We start from the raw sequence: 5,508 nt of genomic DNA, 5'->3' as shown, positions 1-5,508 counted from the left end.
GCGGAACCAGGTAGTTTGCCAGAAGGCCGGTTCAATAAAGATCTTCAGTGTGCTGATATGTTGTGAAAAAGTACCTGCAGTATTTACCGCGCGTACCCGGAATGTATAATTCCCCGGGGGCAGGTTGGTATATTTTGCCATCAGGATATTATCTGTAAGCACCCAGTTCTCATCTACTCCTTCCAGCTGATAATAGTAGCGGATCTTTTCATCGTGGTATTGCAGGCTTTTAAATTCTATGCTGATAAAGTTCTGCCTGTGGTTGAGGGTTACCGGCGTACTGTCGCGCAGGGCAGACTGGATCAGGATGATGCTGTCTACCGCTTTGAGGTTGATGATGGTTACATCCGGCGGTGGCGGAGCTGCGCTAAGGCCGGAGGGATCGAAAGCAACGATATGATCGGAGGCTCCTACCAGCAGGTTACCATCGGCCAGTTTTACGATACGACGTCTTACCTTCCGGGTATTATCAATGATATCATCGCCCTGGATGAAGGTTTCCAGCCGGTTATCGGCTACGTGATAGCGATAAAATCCATATTGTGTAGTGAACCATATGCTGCCTGGCCCGGCGTCCTCCATGCTCAGCACCCATTGGTCAAACAGTTTATTATTGGTAAGGAGGGGCTTGTAGGTGTACGTGCGGGTGTTGTAAATCCACAAACCGTGATCTGTGCCGGCCAGCAAAATGGAGTCATTAAAACGGTGCAGGCTGGTGATGTTGTTGTATACTTTCGTATTTCTTTCAAAGATTTGGCGGTGTATAATACGCCGGGAGCGGGTGTTGAACCGGATAAGCCCGGCACTGCTTGAACTAAGCCATAGCAGGGAATCTCCTTCCGGTACAATATCCATTACCGAAACGGGGCGTTTTAATGAATCTACTATTTCATGGTAGTGTTGAAAAGTATTTTGTTGCGGGTTCCAGCCGGCCAGTCCTCTTTTGTATAAGCCTATCCAAACGGTGGTGTCGTTTTGCGGATGCAGGTTCAGAATTGTTTGTTCATAGAGAACGGGAGATGTAAGATGTTTGATGAAATTCCCGGTTATTGGATTAAACACAGAGATGTAGGCATTTTCCTGCCCCACAAGGATGTTTCCATTTTTCAGTTCTGCGAAGGTCCATACCAGCCCGCGTTCTTCCGGGAGGGTGTATGCCGGTTCCCCGTTGTCGTGTACATAATTCCCGACCAGTTCCAGGTTTTTGTTCAGGCGGCTGAAGCCTTTTCCCCAGTAGCCTACATATACATCGCCATGGGAAGACTGGAAGATGCCGGTTACTTCTGCTTCAGGCAGGCGCCGGGAAGTATTTGGGAAAACGGTTCTGTTATCGAGGAGGCGGAATGTTTTGTTATGGAGGCTAAGGATGTTCACGCCCAGGTCGGTACCGATCCAGAGGTGGCCTTCGCGGTCGCTCAGGAAGCAATTGGCTTCGTAGGTATAGTGAAATCCTTTTGCGTCTGTATTATTGGCGATGATGTTCAGGTCAAAATCTTTCAGGGCGCGGTTAAAGCGGAGTATTCCTCCTTTTTCGGTGGCTATCCAGAGGTTTTTATCGTTGTCTGTTGCCAGGTCGAAGATGGCATCATAGTCTTCATGGCCTTTTCTGCCGCCTGGAGGTTCAAAGTTATAGTGTGCCAGTTGCCGGGAAGCGGGATCATAATTGTACAGGATACCGTGCCGGCCAGCCATCCATATTTGGTGTTCAGTGTCTGTAAATATTTTCCGGAAGGTGTTATCGATGTTGAGTACCGGCAGTTGTTGGGGGTTGTTGGCGGAGTTGTACAGGTTTTTCCGTTGGCGGTCCAGTATGTATATGCCATGTTTGCCGCTGATCCAGAGGTTTCCGCTTTCATCTTCCATGATGGCGTCCATCATCTGGATGCGGTCTGCTTCGGGGATAAGGTCTGCTTTCTGGAAGTTGAAGGCTTTTTCGTTGAAGCGCAGGAGGCCGTCGTGGGTGGTGGCCCAGATCACGCCTTCATGGTCTTCCAGGATCTGGCTGCACTGGAGTCCTTCCGGCCGTACATCGCGGCCGGCAACCAGGAGGGCCTTCACCTTATCGGTAACAGGGTCGTACACACGAATGTTGTCGGGAGTACCCATCCAGATGCGGCCTTTTTTATCTTCACAAAGGCAGATGTCATCGTAATAAATAGAGCCCGGCACCCTGTCGAAGCTGGCTACAGTTACCAGGTTGGCGCCATCGTAACGTTGCAGGGCGGTACTGGCGATCCATATGAATCCTTTCCTGTCCTGCAGGATGGCCGATACGTGGTTACTTGCCAGCCCGTTGCTGATATCGAGGTGGGAGAAATTAGAGGTAGGTGTTTCTTTTTTCTGGGCGGTGGCCGGGATGAAGGATAACAAGATCCACAGCAGGTAAAAGCTATACCTGGCTACAGTTTGCCATCGTTGGGCGTGCGCCTTTATATGACCATTAATCATTTCAGATTCAGGGAAAGTAGTGCTGTCAGATAAATGTACTAAATGTTGTTGTCAATTTGTTGCAGGAGGGCTTAGAAATGGCTGAAATGCAAAAAGACTTCCTTCCGGAAGTCTTTTTTGTTAAAGATTTGGGGAGCATTCAGCCGGGAACACCGGCTAAATGCCATCAACAAACAAGGGGCCGGCTGTTCTGATGTCCTGCCATCAGTCCCACCAGTCGGGTTTCTTTCCGTCCTTTGAGGCGGAAACATTTCCTCCGCCGCCAGGTACAAAGCAGTCGATAGTAGACTGATCATAGTACAATATCACCAGGTTATTGGCAGCATCATTAAGCACCATAAATCCGTCTGCATCCTTTCCAATAGTGCAATCTATAGCGGGCGCTGTTTGGGGTTGGTTGTTTTTATAATACACTACGGTAACCTTAGCATGGGTATTGTCTACTATATCGATGTTTATTTTAATGCTTTCTGTTTGGGTGGGTAAGGGCAGGGTTTGACCATTTATGAGTGCTTCAAATGCAGTGAATGATCCACTGGCCTGTTTCAAATCATCCTTCTTTTCCTTTTTGCAGGATGAAAATATGCATAGCGCTCCTATGATAAATAATCCCCATACCAGGAAGGTATTCCGTGTTAACTGTTTTCTCGTGATAACGTTTTTCATGACAATTTTTTAGAGATTACACAAATAATAAACTATCACAAAGATATTGTGAACATGACCACAGCACTGCATTTGCGGGGGCTACAAAAGGTTCCTGCAGGGGTTACAAAAGGGCTACAAGCGATAAAAAAGCGGATAAAAGTAATGCTGGTTAACTGCTTCGCTGTGGATACAAGGGGGTTATGACAGGGACTGTTTTTTATATGCTACAATGATAATATGTATCGTGTTAGGTCATCTTCGGGAGACAATCCAAATTTTTTCTTGATACGGTAACGGCTCATTTTAACGCTATCGGGATGTACGTTTAATAAACTGGCCACCTGTTTATTAGACATATTCATGCGGATATAAGCGCAGTGTTTCAGTTCATTCTGGGATAAGCCGGGCGAAAGGCCGATCAGTTTATCGAAGAAAGCGGGGTGCACCTCTTCAAAATGCAGTTTAAATTTATGCCAGTTATCGCTCAGCCTGAGGTTATGACGTATCAGCCGCTGCACATCTTCCATATTGGTGGTATTATTCAGTTTATCCTGGCCAGACAATTTTTCCTTGATATCGGAGAGTATCCTGTTCATCTGATCGGCCTGGATAACGCTGGCGCTAAGCTCCCTGTTTTTATGATTCAATTTTTCTTTTTCCCGCAACGCTTTCTCTTCCATGAGCGCTTTTTCCGCAAGTATTTTATTATTCTCCTCCTGCAGCATTTTTTCCCGTTGTTCAAATACTTTCTCCTTTAGCCGCCGGGAATAAAAAAGCAGTACAATAATGCCGGTACTTAACAATACGCCGATACCACCAAGATACAGGAGGATGGTTTTCCACTTGTTTTCCTGTTTAAGCAGGTTTATTTCTTTCTCCTGCTCCTTTGTTTCAAAACGTACTTCGAGCAGGTCCATATTTTTCTTATTAGACAGTATTGCTATAGAATCTTTTGCCGCTGCCAGCAAAACGGCATAATTCAGCGCCTTACTGTATTCTCCCTTTTCCCTGAACAGGTCGAGGAAGGCTTCCAGCATATACTTCCGTTGCTCCATATTAAGTGATCCGCTGTCCTGTAATTGCTGCAGTCCTGTTTCACTTTCCCGGAAAAGGTGCAGTTTTGATTGTATATCGTATAACAGGATGCGGCTGTTGATTAAAATGGGGGTAAAGCCTGCTTTCCCGGATACATCAATTGCCTGTTGCACAAACTGCAAAGCAGGCTGCAGCATGCCTTGCTGCATATAAATATCGGATAACATGGTATAGTTGCTTGCTTCCAGTTTCAGATTCTTACTGTCTATGGAGGCTTTTAACGACAGCATATAGTATTCAATTGCCCTGTCAAAATCCTTCTCTTTTTGTTCTTTGTAAACGTTGCCGATATTATGATAGATGAATGCCAGGTCTTTCGATGAATTAGTCCTGAGCGCGATGGCCAATGCTTTTTCCAGGTATTCAAGGGCTTTCTTTGTATCGCCGGCTGCACCGTATGTCATCCCGATATTCAGATACTTGTTGCATATAGCCTGTTGATTGGATAGAGGAATGAGCAGGAGACTTTTTTGAAAATATTCCAACGCCTTGTCTGATTCCTGCAGGGAACTATAGAACAGGCCCAGTTCATTATAAACAATGCATAATGCCTGTGTTTCCTTGTATTTGTTACCAATTGCCACTGCTTTCTGATAGGCAGCGTACACTTCCTTGTATTGCCCGCTTTGATGATATACATCGCCCAGGCGGGTCCAGCCACATGCTTCCCCGAACCGGTATTGCAGCTTTTCCGAGAGGTTGAGGGCTTTCAGGGCATAGTAGCGGGATTTAAGGGAATCGTTGTATAAATGCTGGAAAGAAAGTTTCAACAGTTCGTTCACCTGTGCAGTATCTTCTTTCCGGTGGGTTATTACCGCATCCAGGGGATTGGCCGGCTGCCCGGTTTGGGCATAAGCGGCGCTGCTGTAAAGCCAAAAGAAAAATGCCAGGCTGCTGCACAGCCGGATTACGCACCAGCATTCCCGGAATTGTTTTGCTTTTAGATTTTTTGATATGGTATTCAGTTCTTTCCTGTTCATTTATGCTGTTTATCAACCTAAACCAGGAGTTAAAATATACTTCGATATGCCACCTGAAGCAACGAACTTCGCAAAATTCCGGCGAAATTGCAAGCAATTAAAAATTAAAGGGAGTGTTCGCTTCCCTTATTTTTAAAGCTGCCAACTCATTTATTTTTCCTTTGATATTGTTTATCCAACCTCTCTATTTCCCTATGAAGATCTATCCGCTGAACATTGAGATAAGCGGTACGTTTTTCGTTAAAGGCATTTTCCGGTATAGTTCTGAAATCAATATAGATTTTGTTGTTACTGAGCCCGTAATATTTGCCAAATGGTGTATCATCCAAAAGCTTTA

At 45.7% G+C, this 5,508-nt stretch carries 4 protein-coding genes; all 4 read right to left on the bottom strand.

What is annotated here, in order from left to right; genetic code table 11:
• On the bottom strand, nucleotides 1-2,448 hold a 2,448-nt coding region (locus VN105_RS13805), incomplete at its 3' end, for a ligand-binding sensor domain-containing protein (protein ID WP_325641828.1).
• Nucleotides 2,449-2,652: 204 nt separating this feature from the next.
• On the bottom strand, nucleotides 2,653-3,114 hold the full coding sequence (locus VN105_RS13800) for a hypothetical protein (protein WP_325641826.1): 462 nt from the start codon (nucleotides 3,112-3,114) through the stop codon (nucleotides 2,653-2,655).
• 206 nt (nucleotides 3,115-3,320) lie between these two features.
• On the bottom strand, nucleotides 3,321-5,171 hold the full coding sequence (locus VN105_RS13795; RefSeq protein ID WP_325641824.1) for a tetratricopeptide repeat protein: 1,851 nt from the start codon (nucleotides 5,169-5,171) through the stop codon (nucleotides 3,321-3,323).
• Nucleotides 5,172-5,317: 146 nt separating this feature from the next.
• Nucleotides 5,318-5,508 (bottom strand): hypothetical protein (locus VN105_RS13790; RefSeq protein ID WP_325641822.1); only part of this gene is annotated, 191 nt, incomplete at its 5' end.

The sequence above is a fragment of the Chitinophaga sp. genome, from assembly GCF_035564935.1.
Lineage (GTDB): Bacteria > Bacteroidota > Bacteroidia > Chitinophagales > Chitinophagaceae > Chitinophaga.
The sequence above is the reverse complement of the archived record's forward strand: the minus strand, read 5'-3'. Positions and strand labels throughout refer to the sequence as shown.

Excerpts from the sequence above, each read along its gene's own strand:
- VN105_RS13800 (WP_325641826.1), bottom strand. The coding sequence starts at position 3,114 with ATGAAAAACGTTATCACGAGAAAACAGTTAACACGGAATACCTTCCTG.
- VN105_RS13795 (WP_325641824.1), bottom strand. The coding sequence starts at position 5,171 with ATGAACAGGAAAGAACTGAATACCATATCAAAAAATCTAAAAGCAAAA.